We start from the raw sequence: 20683 nt of genomic DNA on the forward strand, positions 1-20683 counted from the left end.
GCCCGGAGGCTCCGGGGTATCGGGGACGACCCCGACGCGGCCCTGAGGGGGCATCGCCCCGGAGGCTTACAGCTTGGCCGACTTCAGGGACATGTGGAGCAGCAGGCGGTCCTCGCCGTCGTCCAGGTCCAGACCCGTGAGCTGTTCGACCCGGGACAGCCGGTAGTAGAGGGTCTGTCGGTGGATGCCCAGGGCGGCCGCCGTGCGGCCCGCCTGGCCCGCGTGGTCGAGGAACACCTCGGCGGTCCGGGCCAGTTCGGCGTGGGCGGGGGCGAGCAGCGGGGCGACGACGGGGTCGATCTCGGGGTGGTAGAGCGCGGCGAGCAGGCGGTACGGGCCGATCCCGGCCCACTCGGCGACCGGGCCGAGCGTCGGCTGGGCGGAGGCGGCACGCGCCGCCGTGCTGGCCTCGCGCCAGGCCGCCGGGAGCTCGGTGAGGCCCCGGCGGGGGGTCGCGATGCCGGCCGGCGCCGCGCCGCGCAGCCGTTCCGCGGCCGCGTGGGCGGGGGAGAGGTCCTCGGCCGTGCGCAGCCGTACGAGGACGGCGAGGGAGTCGCCCTCCGGGAGGGTGGCGACCGCCGCCGCGCCGGACACCGCCCGGATCGAGGGGGCCTCGCCCCGCCAGGGCGTCACGCAGACGAGGGTGTGCAGGCCGTCCGCGCTGGGGCCGAGGGCGGCCCGGAGCGCCGCGACGGCCATGTCGCTCTGCCAGCCGCGCCCGGCGGTCAGCACGGCGACGAACTCGCGGGAGAGGTCGGCGTCCGCCCGCTCCTCGTCGGCGAGGAGGTCGCCGATGCGGGCGGCGACGTCCATGGCGGCGGCCAGCCGGTCGGGCGAGGGGCCGGGCTCGGCGTCGAGCAGCCAGACGTACCCGAGGACGACACCCCGATGGCGTACCGGCAGGCAGATGCGGTCCCGGAAGACTCCCGCGTCGGGGGCGGCCGGGATGCGGACCGGGCCGGTCGCCCGGGTGATGCCGTACCCCTCGAACCAGGCGCGGACCGCCGGCGTGGACTTCCGGGTCAGGATCGACCGGGTCCGGACGGGGTCCATGGCGGTGTCGTCGTCGCTGTCGTGCGCCCCGAAGGCGATCAGCCCGAAATCGCGGTTCTCCAGCGTCGCCGGGGCGCCCAGCAGGGCGGAGATCTCGTCGACCAGTTCTTGGTAATCGCCCTTCACGACGCCATTCTCGCACCCTTTCAGACATGTGTATGAGAGGGCGCGTACGGATGCGTGACAGCTGTCGATGGCAGAGGATCGGAGCGATCCATAGGTTTCACGGTGGTTCTCCGTGCTGTTCCCGGTTCGTTCCCTTGATCCGGCTATGGCCCCCTTCTCCTCATGCACTTTCTGGAGGTGCCCCGTGCTGGGTCCCGTGATCCTCGCCGCGTCGCGCAGCGACAAGATGCGCCGTTTCGTGTCGGCCGCCCCCGGGACCAAGCAGGTCGTCGCCCGCTTCATCGCCGGCGAGTCGGTCGACGACGTCGTGCCGATCGTCCGCGAGCTGAGCGACCGCGGCCTGGAGGTCACCCTCGACGTCGTCGGTGAGGACATCACCACCGTCGAGCAGTCGCACGCCGCGCGCGACGCCTACCTGGAGCTCATCGGCCGCCTCAAGGAGCTGGGCCTCGGCGAGCGCGCCGAGATGTCCGTCAAGCTGTCGATGTTCGGGCAGTCGCTGGAGAACGGCCACGAGCTGGCCCTCGCGAACGTCCGCCCGGTCGTCGAGGCCGCCGCCGAGATCGGCACCACGGTCACCCTGGACGCCGAGGACCACACCACCCTCGACTCGATGTTCGCCATCCACACGGAGCTGCGGAAGTCCTTCCCGCAGACCGGCTGCGTCATCCAGGCGTACCTCTTCCGCACCGAGGACGACGCCCGCCGCCTCGCGGCCGAGGGCTCCCGCGTCCGCATCGTGAAGGGCGCCTACAAGGAGCCCGCCTCCGTCGCCATCCAGGACAAGCCCGAGATCGACAAGGCGTACGTCCGGATCATGAAGATCCTGATGGACGGCGAGGGCTACCCGATGATCGGCTCCCACGACCCGCGACTGATCTCCGTCGGCCAGGAGCTCGCGCGCCGCGCCGGGCGCAAGCTGGACGAGTACGAGTTCCAGATGCTGTACGGCATCCGCACGGAGGAGCAGAACCGGCTCGCCGCCGAGGGGCACCGCATGCGCGTGTACACCGCCTACGGCACCGACTGGTACGGCTACTTCATGCGCCGCCTCGCGGAGAAGCCGGCCAACCTGCTCTTCTTCGTCCGCTCCATCCTCACCAAGGGCTGAGCCCACCTCTCACAAGGAGTATCGAGACTCATGGACGCTGTCACCCAGGTCCCCGCTCCGGTCAACGAGCCGGTGCACGGCTACGCCCCCGGTTCCCCCGAGCGCTCCCGCCTGGAGACCAAGCTCAAGGAGCTGGCCGAGAACCCGCGCGAGCTGCCGATGACCATCGGCGGCGTGAAGCGTCTCGGCGGCGGCGAGGAGTTCAAGGTCGTCCAGCCGCACAACCACGCGGCCGTCATCGGCACCTTCCGCGGCGCCACCGAGCAGGACGCCCAGGACGCGATCGACGCGGCCCTGGCCGCGGCCCCGGCCTGGCGCGCGATGTCCTTCGACGACCGCGCCGCGATCATCCTGCGCGCCGCCGAGCTGCTGGCCGGCCCGTGGCGCGAGACGCTGGCCGCGTCCACCATGCTCGGCCAGTCGAAGACCGCGCAGCAGGCCGAGATCGACACCCCGTGCGAGCTCGTCGACTTCTGGCGCTTCAACGTGGCCTACGCCCGCCAGATCCTGGCCGAGCAGCCGCCGGCCAACTCCCCGGGTGTGTGGAACCGTCTGGACCACCGCCCGCTGGAGGGCTTCGTCTACGCGATCACGCCGTTCAACTTCACGGCCATCGCGGGCAACCTGCCCACCGCCCCCGCCCTCATGGGCAACGTGGTGGTCTGGAAGCCGTCCCCGACGCAGACCCACTCCGCCGTGCTCCTCATGGAGCTCCTGGAGGAGGCCGGCCTGCCCAAGGGCGTCATCAACCTGGTGACCGGCGACGGCATCGCCGTCTCCGAGGTGGCCCTGAACCACCGCGACCTGGCCGGCATCCACTTCACCGGCTCGACCCGCACCTTCCAGCACCTGTGGAAGACGGTCGGCACCAACATCGAGAAGTACCGCTCGTACCCGCGGATCGTGGGCGAGACCGGCGGCAAGGACTTCGTCGTCGCCCACCCCAGCGCCGACCGCGCCATCCTGAAGACCGCGCTGACCCGTGGCTCCTTCGAGTTCCAGGGCCAGAAGTGCTCCGCGTCCTCGCGTGCCTACGTTCCGGCCTCCATCTGGAACGACGGCTTCAAGGAGGAGTTCGCGGCCGAGGTCGACGGCATCACCATGGGTGACGTCACCGACCTGTCGAACTTCATCGGCGCCGTCATCGACGAGCGCTCGTTCGCCAAGAACAAGGCCGCGATCGACCGTGCCGCGGCCGACCCGACCTGCACGATCGTCGCCGGTGGCACCTACGACGACTCGGTCGGCTACTTCGTCCGCCCGACGGTCATCGCCTGCACCGACCCGGAGAACGAGGTCTTCAAGGCCGAGTACTTCGGCCCGATCCTCGCGATCCACGTGTACGAGGACGAGAACTACGACGCGATGCTGACCCAGATGGAGTCGGTCTCGGACTACGCCCTCACCGGCTCGGTCATCTCCGGCGACCGCGCGGCGGCCGCGTACACGATGGAGAAGCTCCGCTTCGCCGCGGGCAACTTCTACATCAACGACAAGTCGACCGGCGCCGTCGTCGGCCAGCAGCCCTTCGGCGGCGGCCGCGCCTCGGGTACGAACGACAAGGCCGGCGCCCCGCAGAACCTGATGCGCTGGACGCTGACCCGCGCCATCAAGGAGACGCTGGTCCCGCCGACCGAGTACGGCTACCCGCACATGGGCTGACGCCCGCCCGCCTCGTAGAGGCCCCCTGACACCGCCCCCCTCCCCGGTCCCCCAACCGAGGACGGGGGCGGTTCTCATGCGCCGACCGGTCCGGGCGGGGTGTCGAACCCCCCGGCCACGCGGAGCACGCTCTTGCCGTGCGTGGCGCCCTCGCGCAGCCTGCGCACCGCGAGGCCGAGCTCGGCCGGGTCGTACTCCGCGGTGACGTCGACGGAGATCCGTCCCTCGGCCAGCAGACCGAGGGCGCGGCGGGCGGAGTCGGCGAGGCGTTCGGGGTGCGTCCGGCTCAGCAGGGCGCCGTTGTAGGTCATCAGCGATCCGCCGTCCCCGAGCAGCGCGTCGCTGTCGGCGAGGACGGGTGCGTGTCCCCCGAGCGCGCCGTACGCGACGAGGCGTCCGTGTGGCGCCAGGGCGCGCAGACCGGCCTGCCGGGTCGGGCCGCCGACCGGGTCGAGGACCACGTCGAACCGTTCGTCGCCGAGTCCGGCCGGGAGGTCCCCGCGCAGCAGGACCTCGTCGAAGCCGGACCGGGCGGCGTAGGCGGCCCGGTCGGCGCTCCCGGCCACGCCGACGATCCGGTCGGCGCCGGCCAGCCGGGCGAACTGCGCGGCCTGGCCGCCGACGGCGCCGGCCGCGCCGTGGATCAGGACCCGGTCGCCCGCACGCACACGGGCGACGGTGTGGACGAGGTCGTAGGCGGTCGGCGTGGACCAGCCGAACGCCGCCGCCGTCCGCAGCGGCAGCTCGCCGACGGCGAGCGCGAGGGCCGCCGGTACGACGACCACCTCGGCGTGGGCGCCGCCCGCGGCGAGCGCGGTGACGGCCTCCCCGACGCGGCCTCCGTCGACGCCCGGGCCGACCGCGACGATGTGCCCGGACGCCTCGAAGCCGGGGACGAAGGGACGGGGCACCGGGAAGAGGCCGTCCTTCACCATCGTGTCGCCCCACTGGACGCCGGCGTAGGCCACGCGGAGCGCGACCTCGCCGGGGCCGGGCGCGGGGGTGTCGAGCTCGGTGATGCGGTAGTGGTCGTCGCCGTCGAGAACGATCGCCCTCATGGAAGCAGCCTCCTGTGCTGACTCAGTATCCTGTGACAGGTCGTCGCCGGGAACGGTATGTGTGACAGGTACCTGAGTCAACACAGGATTCTGTGAGTGTGGGTGCCGGAGTGCGGGAATGAGGGAGTGGGCGCATGGCGGACATGCCCGTCGAGGAGTACCTCTGCAGCCGGATCAGGCGTGCGGAACAGGCGTTGATGGCGCACCACGAGGCGGTGCTGCGCGGGCACGGGCTGACCATGACGCAGTACACCGTGCTGCTCGCCCTCTCGCGGGAGGGCGGCATGTCCGCGGCCCAGGCGGCGCGCGCCTGCGGGGTGACCCAGCAGAGCATGGCCAGCGTCGTCGCCACCATGGAGGGCAAGGGGCTCGTCCGCCGTGACCCGTCACCCGTGCACGCCAAGGTCCAGATCGTCACGCCGACGGACGAGGGGCTGGCCGTGCTGGGGCGGGCGTACGAGGAGGTGATCGTCCTCGAGCGGGCGCTCACCGACGCGTTCACGCCCGCCGAGCACGCCGCGCTCTGCGATCTCCTCGATCGCACGACGGCGGTCCTCGTCGACCAGACGCCGCCGGCCCGGACCCGCTGACGGGGTCCGGGCCGGAAGGTCGGCGACAGGGGCGGCCTCACGCCTCCTTCGGGACGCGGCGGGCCAGGAAGTCGCCGATCAGGTCCGCGACGGCCGGCGCGTGGGTCTCCAGGGCGAAGTGGCCGGTGGGGAGCAGGTGGACCTCGGCGTCCGGGAGGTCGCGGCGGAAGGCCGCGGCGCCCGCCGGGACGAAGACCTGGTCGCCCTCGCCCCAGACGGCGAGGAGCGGCACCCCGCTGGTGCGGAAGTACTCCTGGAAGGCCGGGTAGAGGGCGAAGTTGGCGCCGTAGTCGGCGATGAGGCCGAGCTGGATGTCGTCCTGGCCCTCGCGGGCCATCAGTGCGGCGTCGTGGTGCCAGGCGTCGGGGCTCAGCCGGTCCCGGTAGCCCTCGGGGACGCCGGTCTCGTACTGCCACCTGATGCCGTCGAGGGAGCGGATCGCGCGGACCGGCTCCTCGGTCTCGGGGGTGCGGTCCGCGATGAGGGCGAGGACCGGGGCCCAGGCGTCGGCGCCGAGGCCCTCCTCGTACGCGTTGCCGTTCTGGCTGATGATCGCGGTGACCCGCTCCGGGTGGGCGAGGGCGAGGCGCAGGCCGATGGGGGCGCCGTAGTCCTGGATGTAGAGGGCGTACCGCTCCAGCCCCAGCGCCTGGGTGAACTCGTCCGTGAGTGAGGCCAGTTCGGCGAAGGTGTAGTCGAAGTCGGAGGCCGAGGGGGCGGCGCTGCGGCCGAAGCCGAGGTGGTCGGGGGCGATCAGCCGGTAGTGCGGGGCGAGCAGCGGGATCAGGTCGCGGAACATGTGCGAGCTGGTGGGGAAGCCGTGCAGCAGCAGCAGTACGGGGGCGTCGGCGGGGCCCGCCTCGCGGTACGCGATCTCGTGGCCCCGGACGGTGACGGTGCGGTGGTGGGTCGGCAGCACGGACATCTCTAACCCCTTAATTGCGTGTCACTGGTTACGAGAGGACTCCATCACGTCTCTCTCTAACCTGTCAATGGCAATTAAGGGGTTAGTTGTGTCGGTGCGGCGCCACCGCACCGGCCGGTCAGCCCTCGCGTCCCGCCGCCACGCGACCGCGCTCGGTCTCCAGCCTGGCCGTGAGCGCCGCCGTGACGGCGCTGCCCAGGGCGACGAAGACCACCGCGTATCCCGGCAGGCCCAGGGCGAAGTACGCGGCGGCGACGACGGCGCACCAGGCGCCGAGCAGCGCCTTGCCGCGCCGGCTCAGGAACAGCCACTTCGCGGGGGTCGCCGGGACGGTGGACCGGGCCCCGGCGGGCCCGTCGGTGGCCGCCTTCGGGCGCTTGAAGTACCCGTACACCAGCCACTCGCCGCAGAGCTCCCAGCCCTCCGGCTCCAGCTCGCCCAGGACCTGGCCCCGGCGCCCGCCCTTGATCACCTCTCGGCGGTACTCCCAGGCGAGCGCGATCCCCGGGGCCCGGCGGCAGACGAACCGGCCGAGCGCGTCGAGCGACTCGACCTCCCAGCCCTGGTCGCCGTGGACGGCCAGCATCCGGCGGTCGTTGAAGAGGTCGGCGGTCCACGTCCAGTGCTCCGCCGCGTCGTCCGGTTCACCGGGCGCCGGGGCGAGGCCGCCGAGCCCTTCCGCGAACCGGGCGGCCGGACCGAACTCCTCCTCCGGCGCGGTCCCCGTCTCCGCGAGGTGTCCGCGCAGCTCGTCGGTCGTCCGCGCGATCTGTTCCTCGGTCACGCCCGCGGCGCGCAGCGCCTCCGTCAGCTCGGCGAAATAGGCGTCGGTGGTCATGGTGCGGTTCCCCCTGCGTGCAGTTGTGTCCGTACGGCCCGGTGGAACTCCGTCCAGGCCGCGCCCTCCTCCGCGAGCCGGGTCCGGCCCAGGGCGGTGAGCCGGTAGTAGCGGCGCCCGGGTCCGCGCTCGGCGGCGCGGAACTCGGCCTCGACGAGCTCCGCCTGCTCCAGGCGGTTCAGCACGGGATAGAGCGTCCCGCCCTTGATCTCGCCGAGTCCCGCCTCGGCGAGCGCCTTGGCGATCTCGTACCCGTAACTCTCGCCGTGGGTCAGACAGGAGAGGACGAGCAGGTCGAGGACTCCCTTGAGCCAGCTGGATCTGCGGTCTGCGGCCATGGGTACATCTCAGCACTACCTAGGTAGGAATGCAATCTAGATGGCGTTCCCGTCTCCCAGGTGGCCGTCTCAGATAGTAGGAAGTCCGAGTAATTGTGGAGACAGATGAGGAGGGCTGCCCTAGCTTTGTAGAAGCCGAACGTCTCGCTTCATCAAGCGAATGGCGGCCGAGAGCACGACGCCCTGTGCAGGCAACCCCTGCGGCGACGCTCCCCGCCCCTGCCGGCGCCTTCGATCACCACTGATCTCCGCACGCCCGGATCACCACTGATCTCAAGGAGTCGATCCCTCATGGCCGTTCAGACCGCCCCCCGCGTCCGCCACTCCGCCAACCGTCCCAGCGACGAGGCCCGCCAGAACGCCGCGGCCGCCCTCCAGCGCGCCCTCGACCGCCGCGACAACGGCGGGTCCACCGGCCACTGATCCGCCCGTCCGGCCCGCCGTACGACTGTCCGTTCGTCCACATGGCGGACGGAACGTGTCAGACGATGGGACGAAGAGTAGGGTGCCGACATGTCTCACAGCATCAATCTCGCAGTCATCCCCGGCGACGGCATCGGCCAGGAGGTCGTGGCCCAGGGCCTCAAGATCCTCGCGGCCGTCCTTCCCCAGGACGTGAAGCTGGAGACCGAGGAGTACGACTTCGGCGCCAAGCGCTACCACGCCACCGGTGAGACCCTCACCGACGCCGACCTCGACTCCCTCAAGAAGCACGACGCCATCCTGCTCGGCGCCATCGGCGACCCGTCGGTGCCGTCCGGCGTCCTGGAGCGCGGCTTCCTCCTGAAGCTCCGCTTCGCCTTCGACCACCACGTGAACCTGCGACCGTCGAAGCTGCTCCCCGGCGTCGCCACCCCGCTCGCCGGCCAGCCCGCGATCGACTTCGTGGTCGTCCGCGAGGGCACCGAGGGCCCCTACACGGGCAACGGCGGCACCATCCGCAAGGGCACCCCGCACGAGGTCGCCACCGAGGTCTCGGTCAACACCGCCTTCGGTGTCGAGCGCGTGGTCCGGGACGCCTTCGCCCGCGCCCAGGCCCGTCCGCGCAAGAAGCTGACGCTGGTCCACAAGAACAACGTGCTGACCTTCGCCGGCCACCTCTGGACGGACGTCTTCGCCAAGGTCGCGACCGAGTTCCCCGAGGTCACGACCGACTACCTGCACGTCGACGCCGCGACGATCTTCCTCGTCACCGACCCGGCCCGCTTCGACGTCATCGTCACCGACAACCTCTTCGGCGACATCATCACCGACCTCGCCGCGGCCGTCTCCGGCGGCATCGGCGTCGCCGCCTCGGGCAACATCAACCCGAGCGGCGCGTTCCCGTCCATGTTCGAGCCGGTCCACGGCTCCGCGCCGGACATCGCGGGCCAGGGCAAGGCCGATCCCACGGCCACCGTCCTCTCCGTCGCCCTCCTGCTGCGCCACCTCGGCTACGAGGCCGAGGCCGCCCGGGTCGAGGAGGCCGTCGCGGCCGACCTCACCGAGCGCGGCGACACCGTCCGCACGACGGACGAGATCGGCGACGCGCTCGCCGCGCGAGTAGCGAGCTGACCCGCGCCGACTGACTCTCCACAGCAGCCGCCGGGTCGCCTCAGCGCCCGGCGGCTGTACCTGTGCGGCCGCAGGGTGCCACCATCGAACCCTGGACCGTGTTCACCCGTTTCGTGCACCGGCCCCCACGAGCGATAATCGAACGTGGGGCCGCGGCATGCGGGCATGCTCGGACGTCCTCGTACCGGGGGCGTCAGCCGCAGACTGAGGCGTGAGCGCGGTCCGACACACACAACCGGTGAAGGACACGCACTCATGACGACGCCCACCATCGAGCTCAAGCCCTCCTCCAGCCCGCTGTCCGACGCGGAGCGCGAGGCGATCCTGGCCAACCCCGGGTTCGGCCGCCACTTCACCGACCACATGGTCACCATCCGGTGGACCGAGGGGCGTGGCTGGCACGACGGGCAGCTCGTGCCGTACGGCCCGCTGCACCTCGACCCGGCCACCAGCGTCCTCCACTACGCGCAGGAGATCTTCGAGGGCCTGAAGGCGTACCGCCGCCCCGACGGCACGGTCGCCACCTTCCGCCCCGACGCCAACGGCCGCCGCTTCCAGTACTCCGCGCGCCGGCTCGGCATGCCGGAGCTGCCGGTCGAGACCTTCATCGAGGCGTGTGACGCCCTGGTCCGCCAGGACCAGGCGTGGGTGCCTGCGCACGGCGGCGAGGAGTCCCTCTACCTGCGCCCGTTCATGATCGCGACCGAGGTCGGCCTGGGCGTCCGCCCGGCCAACGAGTACCTGTTCGTGGTCATCGCCTCCCCGGCCGGCGCGTACTTCCCGGCGGGCGTCAAGCCGGTCGCCATCTGGGCCTCCGAGGACCGTGTCCGCGCCGTCCCCGGCGGCGTCGGCGACGCCAAGACCGGCGGCAACTACGCCGCCTCCCTGCTCGCCCAGGCCGAGGCCGCCGAGAAGGGCTGCATCCAGGTCGCCTACCTCGACGCGGTCGAGCACAAGTGGGTCGAGGAACTGGGCGGCATGAACCTGTACTTCGTGTACGGGAACAAGATCGTCACGCCCACCCTCACCGGTTCGCTGCTCGCGGGCATCACCCGCGACTCCCTCCTCAAGGTCGCCGAGGACCTCGGCTACGAGTCGGAGGAGGCCCGGATCTCCATCGACCAGTGGCAGGACGACAGCGCGAACGGCACCCTGACGGAGGTCTTCGCCTGCGGCACCGCCGCCGTGATCACCCCGGTCGGCACGGTGAAGTCCGCCCGGGGCGAGTGGCACCACTCGGGCGGCGAGCCCGGCGAGGTCACGATGAAGCTCCGCGAGACGCTCCTCGCCATCCAGACCGGCAAGGCGGAGGACGTCCACGGCTGGATGCACCAGCTGGGCTAGTCCTACTCCGCGGCAGCCAGGGCTTCCGGGGCCGTCGTGGTCCCGGGAGCCCTGTTCGGCGTCAGGGCGGCGTACAGCGCGCCGCCGACGATCCCCGAGAACACGAAGCTGCAGTCGATCCCGCCCGTGAGGGCGAGCAGCGGTCCCTCGTAGAGGGGCGTCGAGACGGCGGCGAGTCCGACGGCGGCGCCGATCGCCCAGGAGACGGTGGCGCGCGGGTGCCAGCCCGCGGAGAACCAGTAGACCCCGCCGCGCGAGCGGTTGTTGAAGACCTGGAGGGCCTCCGGGTCGTACGTGCCGCCGCACCGCGCGTGCCCGATCAGGGTGATCACCGCCCACGGGGTGCCGATGGCGGTGAGCAGCAGGACGAACGAGGTCATGGCGGTCTGGGCGTCCGAGGCGAAGTGACCGAGGAAGACGAAGACGGTCGCCACCGCCGCGACCACGAGCGTGGCGTGCGCGCGGGTGGCCCTGGGCAGGATCGCGTCCAGGTCGAGCCCCATCGAGTAGAGCATCAGACCGGCGTTGCCGACGGAGCCGGCGGTGGCCGCGAGGAGCAGCGGCACCAGGTACCAGGCGGGCGAGGCGGCGACGAGCGGGCCCGCGTAGTCGAGCCCGCCGCGGGACGCCAGTGCGGTGAAGGTGCCGAAGAGCTGGGGGACGAGGAGGCCGACGAGCAGGCCCAGACAGGTGGCCCGCCACACCTTCCGAGGGCTGTGGCGCTCGGGGGAGACGTACCGGGTGTAGTCGCCGAGCAGGGTGATGAAGGCGACCGGTCCGCTGAGTCCGGCGGCGACCGCGGAGAACAGCCACGTCGGCCAGAACGAACCGAGCAGGTACGGGGTGTCCGCGACCGCCGCCGTCGTGAAGTCCCCGGCGTAGGCGGCGATCCCGACGGCGAGCAGGACGGTCATGCCCACCGCGAGCGCCTTGCTGAGGCGGAGCAGCAGCCGGTAGCCGTACACCGCGGCGACCACCGTGCAGGCCGCGAGCAGCGCGTACACCGAGGCGTGCGCCGCACCGCCGGTCGGCAGGCCGACGAGCCGGGCGAGGGTCCCGACCATGACGTCGCCACCGATCCAGAGGGTCAGCGCGGTGTAGCCGAGCGAGAGCAGCAGTCCGACCACCGAGCCGACGAGCCGGCCGCGGACGCCGAAGAAGGCGCCGGAGGAGGTGGAGAGGTTGGTGGCGGTGCGCAGGGAGACCAGGGCCAGCGGGGCGGTGACGGCGACGCCGGCCACCGTGCCGGTCACGACGGAGGTGACCGACGCCCAGAAGCCGAGGCCGAAGGAGACGGGCAGCCAGCCGAAGACGATCACCCCCAGGCAGAGGTTGGATCCGAGCAGGATCGAGACGAGGTCGCGGGGGCCGCTGGTGCGTTCGGCCTCGGGGATGGTGTCGACTCCGCGCTGTTCTATCGGCATGCGGCCTCCTGGGGACGGGCGTGACGCTGGTTTTGAGTGCCGCTCAATGTGACCTCAGGTCGACCGGCACGTCAATCCTTGGAAGACTGCCGATTTGCATTTAGAGTGGCGTTCAAACCCGTGGCCATGCCGTCGCCCTTCCTTCGAGCTTCCCGAGGACTTCCGATGACCTTCCGTATGCCCGCCGAGTGGATGCCGCACGAGCGCACCTGGATGGCCTGGCCCGGCGCCAACCCCACCTTCACGAACGCCGAGGAGCTCGCCGAGGCGCGTGCCGCGTGGGCGTCGGTGGCCCGTGCCGTCCGCGCCTTCGAGCCGGTCACCATGGTGGTCGCCCCCGGCGACACCGAGTCGGCCGCCGCGCTCCTCGGTCCGGAGATCGACCTCGTCGAGCGCGAGCTCGACGACGCCTGGATGCGTGACATCGGCCCGACCTTCGTCACCGACGGCACCGAACTCGCCGCCGTGGACTGGGTCTTCAACGGCTGGGGCGCCCAGGACTGGGCCCGCTGGGAGCACGACTCCAAGATCGCCCGCCATGTCGCGGACGTCGCCGGCGTCCGCGTGCAGAGCAGCACCCTGGTCAACGAGGGCGGCGCCCTCCACGTCGACGGCGAGGGCACCGTCCTCCTCACCGACACCGTCCAGCTCGGCGCCGGCCGCAACCCCGAGTGGACCCGCGAGCAGGTCGAGACCGAGATCCACGCCCGGCTCGGCACCACGAAGGCCATCTGGCTCCCGCACGGCCTCGCCGGCGACTACGGCCTCTACGGCACGCAGGGCCACGTCGACATCGTCGCCGCCTTCGCCCGCCCCGGCACCGTCCTCGTCCACAGCCAGCAGGACCCGGCCCACCCCGACTACGAGCGCTCCCGCCTCTACGTCGAGCTCCTCCGCGGACAGACCGACGCCCAGGGGCGGCCGCTGGAGGTCATCGAGGTCCCGGCCCCCACCGTCCTGAAGGACGAGGACGGCGACTGGGTCGACTACTCGTACATCAACCACTACCTCTGCAACGACGGCGTCGTCCTCTGCGCCTTCGACGACCCGCACGACGAGCTGGCCGCCGAGATCTTCCGCCGCCTCTTCCCCGAGCGCACGGTCACCCTGGTCGACGCCCGCACGATCTTCGCCGGCGGCGGCGGCATCCACTGCATCACCCAGCAGCAGCCGAGGGTCTGACCCGCACGGACCATGAGGTAGAACGTACGAGTGAGTCAGAGCAGCGACCCCACCCCACCCCACCCCCGCCGCCGCAACCAGGCCGCGCCGCCGCGCGAGGACGTGCTCGCCGCGGCCATGGACACGATCGCCGAGCGCGGGCTCGACGGGCTGACCATGGCGGGGCTGGGGCGCCAGGTGGGGATGAGCAGCGGCCACCTGCTCTACTACTTCCGCACCAAGGACGAACTCCTGCTGCGGACGCTGGAGTGGAGCGAGGGGCGGCTGGGGGCGCGGCGCAGCGCCCTGCTGTCCGGTCCCGGCAGCGCGCGCGAACGGCTCGACGGCTACGTGGACGTGTACGTGCCCGAAGGGCCGCGCGATCCGCACTGGACGCTGTGGCTGGAGGTCTGGAACCGGTCGCAGAACGCCGACGACGACGCCCGGGCCCGGCAGGCGGCCATCGAGGGGGCCTGGCACCGGGACCTGGTCGCGATCCTGGCCGAGGGCGTCTCGCGGGGGGAGTTCCGGACGGTCGACCCGGACCGGTTCGCCAGCCGGATGCGGGCCCTCCTCGACGGCTTCAGCGTGCACGTCGCCGTCGGCATCCCCGGCACCGGCCGGGGGCAAGTGCTCGATCACGTGAGGGAGTTCATCGCCCAAACCCTGATCCCGTGACCTTTAGGCACGGAAGTAGTCCCGATCGTTGTGCGATGCACCCTTGTTGCCGCCCGGCCGACTCCGGCACGGTTCCGGTCCATGGGACGAGAGCACTGGAAGAAGATCTGGGTCGGCTCCGCGGGCAACATGGTGGAGTGGTTCGACTGGTTCGTGTACGCGAGCTTCGCGCCCTACTTCGCGGGGGCGTTCTTCCCCGACGGCGACGACACCGCCAAGCTCATGAACACGGCGGGGATCTTCGCCGTCGGGTTCTTCATGCGCCCGGTCGGCGGCTGGCTCCTCGGCCGGGTCGGTGACCGCAGGGGGCGCAAGACCGCCCTCACCCTCACCGTCACCCTCATGTCGGCCTCCGCCCTCCTCATCGCCCTCGCCCCCACCTACGAGGTCGCGGGCTACGGCGGCGCCGCCGTCCTCCTGGTCGCCCGCCTCCTCCAGGGCCTCTCCGTCGGCGGCGAGTACGCCGCCAGCGCCACCTACCTCACCGAGGCGTCCGCGCCGCGCCACCGCGGCTTCGCCTCCAGCTTCCAGTACGTCTCGATGACCGCCGGCCAGGTCCTCGGACTCGGCCTGCTGATCGCCCTCCAGCACACCCTGACCACCGAGGCCCTCCACGGCTGGGGCTGGCGCGTCCCCTTCGTCGTCGGCGCCCTCGGCGCGGCCGTCGTCTTCTACCTGCGCCGCACCATGCTGGAGACCGAGGTGTACGAGGAGACCGCGGGCGACGGCGTCGCGGACGGCGCCCAGGGCACCCTCCGGGCCCTCTGGGCGCACAAGCGGGAGGCGTTCCTCGTCGTCGCGCTCACCATGGGCGGGACCGTGGCCTACTACACGTACACGACCTACCTCACGAAGTACCTGTCCAACTCCGCCGGGCTCCCCCAGCGGACCGCCACCCTGGTCTCCTTCTGCGCGCTGATCGTCTTCGCCTGCCTCCAGCCGCTGGCGGGCCTGCTCTCCGACCGGATCGGCCGACGCCCCCTCCTGATCACCTTCGCCGTCGGCTCCACCCTGCTCACCGTGCCGATCCTGGCGCTGCTGAAGCGCGCGGACTCCTTCTGGCCGGCCCTCGGGCTCTCCCTCCTCGCGCTCCTCGTCGTCACCGGCTACACCTCCATCAACGCCTGCGTGAAGGCCGAGCTCTTCCCGACCGGCATCCGCGCCCTCGGCGTCGCACTGCCGTACGCCCTCGCCAACGCCCTCTTCGGCGGCACCGCCGAGTACGTGGCCCTCTGGTTCAAGAACGCCGGCATCGAGTCCGGCTTCTCCTGGTACGTCGCCGGCTGCGCCGCCGTCTCGCTGGTCGTCTACCTCGCCATGCGCGAGACCCGCGACATCGACCTGGCCCGCGTCGGCCGCCGGGGGAGCGCGGACCGGGCCGGGGAGAAGCGGCCGGCCCCGGCCCCCACCGCCTGAACCGCCGGGCCCGGGGCGCCCCGCCCGCATCCTGAGACTGCGGGGCCGCCCCCCGTGCGGCTGTGGCAGACTGCCGACGTGCTTGCTACCACGATGATTATCGGCAGCAGCGCGCCGGTCCGCAGTGGCCACTGAATCGCGGCACGACCCCCGCGGCAGTGGACACCGTGCCCCAGACCCGCGCGCAGACCTCTCGCACCCGCGAGGGGTTTTTTCGTTTTCCGGCCCCACCCATGCCGGAAACGGACGACGCGTGAGAATGGGGGCAAGTGGATCCAGACCTTCCGGAGCCACATCCGACAGGAGCCATCACAGTCATGACCACGGAGAACGCCGAGAGCGCGCCCCTCGACGACAGCTTCCATGTCTTCGACACGACGCTGCGCGACGGGGCGCAGCGTGAAGGCATCAACCTCACCGTCGCGGACAAGCTGACCATCGCGCGACACCTCGACGACTTCGGCGTGGGCTTCATCGAGGGCGGCTGGCCCGGTGCCAACCCGCGCGACACGGAGTTCTTCGCCCGCGCGCAGCAGGAGATCGCGTTCAAGAACGCGCAGCTCGTCGCCTTCGGCGCCACCCGCCGGGCCGGCGGCAACGCCGCCGAGGACCCGCAGGTCAAGGCGCTCCTCGACTCCGGCGCCCCGGTGGTCACCCTGGTCGCCAAGTCCCACGACCGGCACGTCGAGCTGGCCCTGCGCACCACGCTCGACGAGAACCTGGAGATGGTCCGCGACACCGTCGCCCACCTGACCTCCCAGGGCCGCCGGGTCTTCGTCGACTGCGAGCACTTCTTCGACGGCTACAAGGCCAACCCCGACTACGCCAAGGCCGTCGTCCGCGCCGCGCACGAGGCCGGCGCCGACGTGGTCATCCTCTGCGACACCAACGGCGGCATGCTCCCCGCCCAGATCCAGGCCGTCGTCGCCACCGTCATCGCCGACACCGGCGCCCGCCTCGGCATCCACGCCCAGGACGACACCGGCTGCGCCGTCGCCAACACCCTCGCCGCCGTCGACGCCGGCGCCACCCACGTCCAGTGCACCGCCAACGGCTACGGCGAGCGGGTCGGCAACGCCAACCTCTTCCCGGTCGTCGCGGCCCTGGAGCTCAAGTACGGCAAGACGGTCCTCCCCGAGGGCGCGCTCGCCGAGATGACCCGCATCTCGCACGCGATCGCCGAGGTCGTCAACCTGACCCCCTCCACCCACCAGCCGTACGTCGGCGTCTCCGCCTTCGCCCACAAGGCCGGACTCCACGCCTCGGCGATCAAGGTCGACCCCGACCTCTACCAGCACATCGACCCCGAGCTGGTCGGCAACACCATGCGGATGCTGGTCTCCGACATGGCGGGCCGCGCCTCCATCGAGCTCAAGGGCAAGGAGCTCGGCGTCGACCTGGGCGGCGACCGCGCCCTCGTCGGCCGGGTCGTCGAGCGGGTCAAGGAGCGCGAGCTCCAGGGCTACACGTACGAGGCCGCCGACGCCTCCTTCGAGCTGCTGCTCCGCGAGGAGGCCGAGGGCCGGGCCCGCCGCTACTTCCGCACCGAGTCCTGGCGCGCGATCGTCGAGGACCGCCCCGACGGCACCCACGCCAACGAGGCCACCGTGAAGCTCTGGGCCAAGGGCGAGCGGATCGTCGCCACCGCCGAGGGCAACGGCCCCGTCAACGCCCTCGACCGGGCGATGCGGGTGGCGCTGGAGCGCATGTACCCGCCGCTGGCCAAGTTCGAGCTGGTCGACTACAAGGTCCGCATCCTGGAGGGCCGCCACGGCACCGAGTCCACGACCCGGGTCCTGGTCACCACCAGCGACGGCAACACCGAGTGGTCCACGGTCGGTGTCGGCGAGAACGTCATCGCCGCCTCCTGGCAGGCCCTGGAGGACGCCTTCACCTACGGTCTGCTGCGCGCCGGGATCGACCCCGCCGAATAGTCCCTCTATGTCCTGTTCGGCGTCGTTCGGGTAGCGTCGAACCATGAGGACCAGGGCGATGTCCACAGGGTCGGCCCTCGCGGGGCTGACGATGCTCCTGCTTCTGGTCCTGGCACCCCTCGCGGGCGCCAGGGCCACGGGCGTACCCGACGCGGCCGCCGCCCTGAAGCAGGGCCCGGTCTACGTCGACCCGGGCGCCGCCGACCAGCTCTCCGCAGCCGACGCCAAGGCCCTCGCGCAGAAGATCGAGGACGCGGACAAGCCGCTCTTCGTGGCGGTGCTGCCGGCGAACGGACAGTTCCCGCCGGAGGACCTCTTCCAGAACCTGCGGACGCGGACCGGCATCACCGGCCTGTACGCGATCCGGCTCGGCGACGGCTTCGACGCCCGCGCCGACCGCGCCGTGATGTCCCGCGACGCCGTGGGCAACCTCGTCACCTCCGTCCGGCAGCCGGGTGCCGACGCGGCCACCGAGCTGAACAACTTCGTCGACCAGGCCCTGCCGGTGCTGCGCGGCTCCGCCCCCGCGTCCTGGGGCGCCGCCCCCGCCGACTCCGGGGTCCCGGTGGCCGGTCTCGTCGCCCTCGGCGCGGTCGTCGTGGCCGGCGGAGCGGGGGCGTACGCCGTGGTCCGCCGCAACCGGCTCCGCAAGGAGGCCGAGGAGCGGGCCGCCCTCGACCGGTTGCGGGTGGTCGTCGACGAGGACATCACCGCCTTCGGCGAGGAGCTCGAACGCCTCGACTTCCACCCGGCCGAGCCCGGCGCCGACGACGCCATGCGCGGGGACTACGAACGCGCCCTCGACTCGTACGACCGGGCCAAGTCCCTGATGGCCGCGGCCGCCCGGCCGCACGACGTCCGCCCGGTCACCCAGGCCCTGGAGGACGGCCGCTACTCCCTCGCCGTCCTGGCCGCCCGCCGCGAGAGCAGGCCGCTCCCGGAGCGCCGGCCCCCGTGCTTCTTCGACCCGCGGCACGGTCCCGCCGCCGGGGACCGCGACTGGACGCCGGCCGCCGGCGCCCCGCGCCGGGTCCCGGTCTGCGCGGCCGACGCGGCCCGCCTCGACGACGGGCTCGACCCCGTCGCACGCACCGTGGAGACCGACGGCGGCCGCCGCCCCTACTGGGAGGCGGGCCCGGCGTACGGCCCCTGGGCAGGCGGGTACTTCGGCGGCGGCATGCTCCCCGGCCTCCTCGTCGGCACCATGCTCGGCTCCGCGCTCGCCACCCCGGCCTACGCCGCGGAGTACGGCGGCGGCGAGTTCCAGGGCGGCGACTTCTCCGGCGCCGACTTCGGCTCCGGGGACTTCGGTTCGAGCGACTTCGGCGGCGGCGACTTCGGGGGCGGCGGGGACTTCGGCGGGGGCGGCGGCTTCGACGGCGGCGGCGGGTTCTGACCCGGCGGGCCGCCCCGGCTCAGATCAGCGGCTTCACCGACATCAGCAGATGGCGGTGGGCGCCGTCCGGGCCGTCGGTGAGCAGGGCGCGCTGACCGGGCCCGAGGAGGTGGAAGCGGACCTCCGGGGTGTCCAGCGAGCCGAGCGCGTCCAGGAGGTAGCCCGGGTTGAAGGCGACCGTCATCGACTCCGCCCCGGCGAGGGTGGCGGGCAGGCGCTGGGAGGCGACGTCGTCCTCGTACCCCGCCCGGAGGTGGAGGCCCGAGGAGGAGAAGGCCAGCTGGACCGGGCTGTCGCCCTCGGCGACGACGGCGACCCGGCGGACCGCCTCGGTGAGCGGGCTCAGGCCGGTCACCGCGAGGGCGTGGTCGCCGAGCGCGAAGAGCTTGTCGTGGCGGGGGAGCCGGCCGTCGAGCAGCCGGGTGGTGGCGCGGGTGCCGGCGCTCTCGAATCCCAGGGAGCCGGCGTCGAGGGCGAGGCGGGCCGGGCCGGCGCCGGCGAGGGAGCGGGCGATCTCGGTGAGGCGGCGGGCCGGGACCACGACGTCGGCGCCTTCGCCCGCGCCGCCCGCCCCGGGCTTCCACTCCAGGGTGCGGACGGCGTACCGGTAGCGGTCGGTGGCGGCCAGCGTCATCGTGTCGCTGTCCAGGGCGAGCCGGATGCCGGTCAGGACGGGCAGCGAGTCGTCCCGGCCGGCCGCGACGGCCACCTGTCCGACGGCCGCGGCGAAGGCGTCGCCGTCCACCAGGCCGCGGACCTCGGGCAGCGCCGGAGCGGCGGGGTAGTCGGCGAGCGGCAGCAGGGAGAGGCCGAAGCGGGCGTCGCCCGAGGTCACCGAGAGGCGGGCGCCCTCCACGGCGAGCTCCGCGTGGCCCCGGGGGAGCACCTTGCAGATGTCGACCAGGCGGCGGCCGAGGACCAGGGCCCGGCCCGGGACGGCGGTGTCGGCCTCGACCTCGACACGGGCCGATGCCTCGTGGTCGAGCCCCGAGACCCGCAGCCGGCCGTCCGCCGCCTCCAGCAGCAGGCCGCCGAGGACGGGCAGCGGGGAGCGGGTGGGCAGGACCCGGGCGGCCCAGGTCACGGCCTCGGTCAACACGGCGCTGTCGATGCGGAATTCCATGCCGCCGACGCTAGCGGCCGGCACTGACAGCGGAGTCGGCCCGCAGGGTCGGCCCGTGGTGTCGGCCCGCCGTCGGGAACGCCGAGCGCCCGCCTTCCGCGGGTGCGGAGGGCGGGCGCGCTCGTGGGGCTCCGGAGGGGGTGGACCCGGGGTCAGGCGGCGTTCTTGATGGCGGAGATGTCGAAGTTCAGCTTGACCTTGTCGCTGACCATCACGCCGCCGGTCTCCAGGGCCGCGTTCCAGGTCAGGCCCCACTCGGAGCGCAGGATCTCGGCGGAGCCCTCGAAGCCGACGCGCTCGTTGCCGTAGACGTCGGTGGCGGTGCCGTTGAACTCCAGGTCGATGGAGAGCGGCTTGGTGACGTCCTTGATGGTCAGGTCGCCGGTGATCCGGTACTTGTCGCCGCCCAGCTGCGCGGCCTCGGTGGAGCGGAACGTCATGAGGGGGAACTGCTCGGCGTCGAAGAAGTCGCCGCTGCGCAGGTGGCCGTCGCGGTCGCCGATGCCCGTGTCGATGGAGGCGATCTTGACGTCGATGGAGGCGGTGGAGGCACCCGGGTTCGCCCCGTCCAGGTTCAGTGCGCCCTCGTGCTCGGCGAAGGTGCCGCGGACGTTGGTGACCATCGCGTGACGGACGGTGAAGCCGATGCTGCTGTGCGCCGGGTCGATGCTGTACGCGCCGGTCAGGGCGGCCAGGGCCGGGTCCACGGGGAGGGTGGCGACGGCGACGGCGGACTCGTTGTTCTTGCGGGTGAAGAGACCCATGACGTGCTCCTTGTCGGTGTTTGTTGAACCTTCAACGAGAACGACTGTAGCCCTATTCCGTTCAACATTCAACATCTGGGGAAAACGTCGACGGCACTTGGACTAACCGGAGGCGGTTCTTGGACTGGAGGGTCCCGCGCGGCACGATCGCGTTGACGGTGCCGCCGGGGCGCGGCTGACTGGTCCGC

Annotated in this window: 19 protein-coding genes; 11 read left to right on the plus strand and 8 right to left on the minus strand. The window is 72.2% G+C overall.

The genetic code is table 11. The features are described from left to right. Positions 1 to 66: 66 nt before the first annotated feature. The gene (locus tag AB0424_RS22800) at positions 67 to 1179 is read right to left on the minus strand and encodes a helix-turn-helix domain-containing protein (RefSeq protein ID WP_366308208.1); all 1113 of its coding nucleotides are present in this window, start codon (positions 1177 to 1179) and stop codon (positions 67 to 69) included. Positions 1180 to 1363: 184 nt separating this feature from the next. Here AB0424_RS22800 and AB0424_RS22805 point away from each other — a divergent pair, with 184 nt between their 5' ends. Further along, positions 1364 to 2290, plus strand: coding sequence for a proline dehydrogenase family protein (locus AB0424_RS22805; protein WP_366308210.1), 927 nt, complete (start codon positions 1364 to 1366; stop codon positions 2288 to 2290). Between the two features lie 30 nt (positions 2291 to 2320). Continuing rightward, positions 2321 to 3952 (plus strand): L-glutamate gamma-semialdehyde dehydrogenase, encoded by a 1632-nt coding sequence (gene pruA, locus AB0424_RS22810; RefSeq protein WP_366308212.1) that lies wholly within the window; start codon positions 2321 to 2323, stop codon positions 3950 to 3952. 74 nt (positions 3953 to 4026) lie between these two features. Here the strand turns inward: pruA and AB0424_RS22815 are convergent, their stop codons facing one another. Continuing rightward, positions 4027 to 5010, minus strand: coding sequence for a zinc-binding alcohol dehydrogenase family protein (locus AB0424_RS22815; RefSeq protein WP_366308214.1), 984 nt, complete (start codon positions 5008 to 5010; stop codon positions 4027 to 4029). Between the two features lie 134 nt (positions 5011 to 5144). On the opposite strand from AB0424_RS22815, the gene AB0424_RS22820 reads away from it, so the two are divergent. Continuing rightward, complete coding sequence (locus tag AB0424_RS22820; RefSeq protein ID WP_366308216.1) at positions 5145 to 5600, plus strand: MarR family transcriptional regulator; 456 nt, start codon at positions 5145 to 5147, stop codon at positions 5598 to 5600. A 37-nt stretch (positions 5601 to 5637) separates the two neighbouring features. Here the strand turns inward: AB0424_RS22820 and AB0424_RS22825 are convergent, their stop codons facing one another. The 3 genes from AB0424_RS22825 to AB0424_RS22835 form a co-directional block, all read right to left on the minus strand. Continuing rightward, positions 5638 to 6525 (minus strand): alpha/beta fold hydrolase, encoded by an 888-nt coding sequence (locus AB0424_RS22825; RefSeq protein ID WP_366308218.1) that lies wholly within the window; start codon positions 6523 to 6525, stop codon positions 5638 to 5640. A gap of 118 nt (positions 6526 to 6643) precedes the next feature. Continuing rightward, on the minus strand, positions 6644 to 7363 hold the full coding sequence (locus tag AB0424_RS22830) for a hypothetical protein (protein WP_366308220.1): 720 nt from the start codon (positions 7361 to 7363) through the stop codon (positions 6644 to 6646). Further along, positions 7360 to 7701 (minus strand): PadR family transcriptional regulator, encoded by a 342-nt coding sequence (locus AB0424_RS22835; RefSeq protein WP_366308222.1) that lies wholly within the window; start codon positions 7699 to 7701, stop codon positions 7360 to 7362. Before AB0424_RS22835 ends, AB0424_RS22830 begins: the two co-directional genes overlap by 4 nt. A 291-nt stretch (positions 7702 to 7992) precedes the next feature. Between AB0424_RS22835 and AB0424_RS22840 the strand changes: the two genes are divergently transcribed. The 3 genes from AB0424_RS22840 to AB0424_RS22850 all read left to right on the plus strand — a co-directional run bounded on the left by AB0424_RS22840 (position 7993) and on the right by AB0424_RS22850 (position 10599). Then, positions 7993 to 8124: a hypothetical protein gene (locus AB0424_RS22840; RefSeq protein ID WP_017235997.1), complete on the plus strand. Its 132-nt coding sequence runs from the start codon at positions 7993 to 7995 to the stop codon at positions 8122 to 8124. A 90-nt stretch (positions 8125 to 8214) separates the two neighbouring features. Then, positions 8215 to 9255, plus strand: coding sequence for a 3-isopropylmalate dehydrogenase (locus tag AB0424_RS22845; RefSeq protein ID WP_366308224.1), 1041 nt, complete (start codon positions 8215 to 8217; stop codon positions 9253 to 9255). Positions 9256 to 9510: 255 nt separating this feature from the next. Beyond that, the gene (locus AB0424_RS22850) at positions 9511 to 10599 is read left to right on the plus strand and encodes a branched-chain amino acid aminotransferase (protein WP_366308226.1); all 1089 of its coding nucleotides are present in this window, start codon (positions 9511 to 9513) and stop codon (positions 10597 to 10599) included. A gap of 2 nt (positions 10600 to 10601) precedes the next feature. Here AB0424_RS22850 and AB0424_RS22855 read toward each other — a convergent pair whose 3' ends face one another. Next, positions 10602 to 12023 (minus strand): cytosine permease, encoded by a 1422-nt coding sequence (locus AB0424_RS22855; protein WP_366308228.1) that lies wholly within the window; start codon positions 12021 to 12023, stop codon positions 10602 to 10604. A gap of 165 nt (positions 12024 to 12188) precedes the next feature. Between AB0424_RS22855 and AB0424_RS22860 the strand changes: the two genes are divergently transcribed. From AB0424_RS22860 to AB0424_RS22880, 5 genes are all read left to right on the plus strand, one after another. Then, positions 12189 to 13205, plus strand: a complete 1017-nt coding sequence (locus tag AB0424_RS22860; protein WP_366308230.1) for an agmatine deiminase family protein — start codon at positions 12189 to 12191, stop codon at positions 13203 to 13205. Between the two features lie 117 nt (positions 13206 to 13322). After that, a complete protein-coding gene (locus tag AB0424_RS22865) occupies positions 13323 to 13862 on the plus strand; it encodes a TetR/AcrR family transcriptional regulator (RefSeq protein ID WP_366308475.1) in 540 nt (179 codons plus the stop codon). A gap of 81 nt (positions 13863 to 13943) precedes the next feature. Then, positions 13944 to 15278 carry an MFS transporter gene (locus tag AB0424_RS22870; RefSeq protein ID WP_366308231.1) on the plus strand — a complete coding sequence of 445 codons (1335 nt, stop codon included), beginning with the start codon at positions 13944 to 13946 and terminating at the stop codon, positions 15276 to 15278. A gap of 317 nt (positions 15279 to 15595) precedes the next feature. Beyond that, positions 15596 to 17212, plus strand: a complete 1617-nt coding sequence (gene cimA / locus AB0424_RS22875) for a citramalate synthase (RefSeq protein ID WP_366308233.1) — start codon at positions 15596 to 15598, stop codon at positions 17210 to 17212. 43 nt (positions 17213 to 17255) lie between these two features. Continuing rightward, positions 17256 to 18608, plus strand: coding sequence for a hypothetical protein (locus tag AB0424_RS22880; RefSeq protein WP_366308235.1), 1353 nt, complete (start codon positions 17256 to 17258; stop codon positions 18606 to 18608). A gap of 19 nt (positions 18609 to 18627) precedes the next feature. Here the strand turns inward: AB0424_RS22880 and dnaN are convergent, their stop codons facing one another. Together dnaN and AB0424_RS22890 are read right to left on the minus strand one after the other, a co-directional pair. Beyond that, positions 18628 to 19731, minus strand: coding sequence for a DNA polymerase III subunit beta (dnaN, locus tag AB0424_RS22885; protein WP_366308237.1), 1104 nt, complete (start codon positions 19729 to 19731; stop codon positions 18628 to 18630). Between the two features lie 152 nt (positions 19732 to 19883). After that, positions 19884 to 20495 (minus strand): YceI family protein, encoded by a 612-nt coding sequence (locus AB0424_RS22890; protein ID WP_366308239.1) that lies wholly within the window; start codon positions 20493 to 20495, stop codon positions 19884 to 19886. Between the last annotated feature and the right edge of the window lie 188 nt (positions 20496 to 20683).

Origin of the sequence: Streptomyces sp. NPDC051180, assembly GCF_040689545.1 — a bacterium.
GTDB lineage: Bacteria > Actinomycetota > Actinomycetes > Streptomycetales > Streptomycetaceae > Streptomyces.

Coding starts and splice junctions, on each gene's coding strand:
- AB0424_RS22850 (WP_366308226.1), top strand. CDS start 9,511: ATGACGACGCCCACCATCGAGCTCAAGCCCTCCTCCAGCCCGCTGTCC.
- AB0424_RS22845 (WP_366308224.1), top strand. CDS start 8,215: ATGTCTCACAGCATCAATCTCGCAGTCATCCCCGGCGACGGCATCGGC.
- AB0424_RS22890 (WP_366308239.1), bottom strand. CDS start 20,495: ATGGGTCTCTTCACCCGCAAGAACAACGAGTCCGCCGTCGCCGTCGCC.
- AB0424_RS22840 (WP_017235997.1), top strand. CDS start 7,993: ATGGCCGTTCAGACCGCCCCCCGCGTCCGCCACTCCGCCAACCGTCCC.
- dnaN (WP_366308237.1), bottom strand. CDS start 19,731: ATGGAATTCCGCATCGACAGCGCCGTGTTGACCGAGGCCGTGACCTGG.
- pruA (WP_366308212.1), top strand. CDS start 2,321: ATGGACGCTGTCACCCAGGTCCCCGCTCCGGTCAACGAGCCGGTGCAC.
- AB0424_RS22855 (WP_366308228.1), bottom strand. CDS start 12,023: ATGCCGATAGAACAGCGCGGAGTCGACACCATCCCCGAGGCCGAACGC.
- AB0424_RS22835 (WP_366308222.1), bottom strand. CDS start 7,701: ATGGCCGCAGACCGCAGATCCAGCTGGCTCAAGGGAGTCCTCGACCTG.
- AB0424_RS22825 (WP_366308218.1), bottom strand. CDS start 6,525: ATGTCCGTGCTGCCGACCCACCACCGCACCGTCACCGTCCGGGGCCAC.
- cimA (WP_366308233.1), top strand. CDS start 15,596: ATGACCACGGAGAACGCCGAGAGCGCGCCCCTCGACGACAGCTTCCAT.
- AB0424_RS22870 (WP_366308231.1), top strand. CDS start 13,944: ATGGGACGAGAGCACTGGAAGAAGATCTGGGTCGGCTCCGCGGGCAAC.
- AB0424_RS22815 (WP_366308214.1), bottom strand. CDS start 5,010: ATGAGGGCGATCGTTCTCGACGGCGACGACCACTACCGCATCACCGAG.
- AB0424_RS22830 (WP_366308220.1), bottom strand. CDS start 7,363: ATGACCACCGACGCCTATTTCGCCGAGCTGACGGAGGCGCTGCGCGCC.
- AB0424_RS22860 (WP_366308230.1), top strand. CDS start 12,189: ATGACCTTCCGTATGCCCGCCGAGTGGATGCCGCACGAGCGCACCTGG.
- AB0424_RS22820 (WP_366308216.1), top strand. CDS start 5,145: ATGGCGGACATGCCCGTCGAGGAGTACCTCTGCAGCCGGATCAGGCGT.
- AB0424_RS22865 (WP_366308475.1), top strand. CDS start 13,323: ATGGACACGATCGCCGAGCGCGGGCTCGACGGGCTGACCATGGCGGGG.
- AB0424_RS22880 (WP_366308235.1), top strand. CDS start 17,256: ATGAGGACCAGGGCGATGTCCACAGGGTCGGCCCTCGCGGGGCTGACG.